The 255-nt window shown below is 42.0% G+C and carries 1 pseudogene; it reads right to left on the bottom strand.

The annotated features are described in order from the left end of the window. A pseudogene (locus ACYQ2O_RS13535) lies at positions 1 to 255 on the bottom strand (IS4 family transposase); the annotation flags it as partial.

Here is a 255-nt window from a genome sequence, read left to right on the forward strand (position 1 = left end):
CTCTGCGATTGTCCCGAACAAATATTATCTTAGCCTGGATGTCTTCATTATTATCGTTCAATCCTAAGCTGACAACGACAGATGCTTTAATTTTCGCACGGCCACGCTTTTTCTTGAGCACTCTGTAAAGGTCTTTCAGGTTATACTTTTGTCCATTGTATCCGTACGTTGTACGCGTAGGTTTAAGCATGCAGATGACTTGAAGCGGATAATCAGTGACCACTTGTTTGATGGTTTTAGGATAAGCGAACCAGC

Source organism: Alkalibacterium sp. m-11, assembly GCF_054658155.1.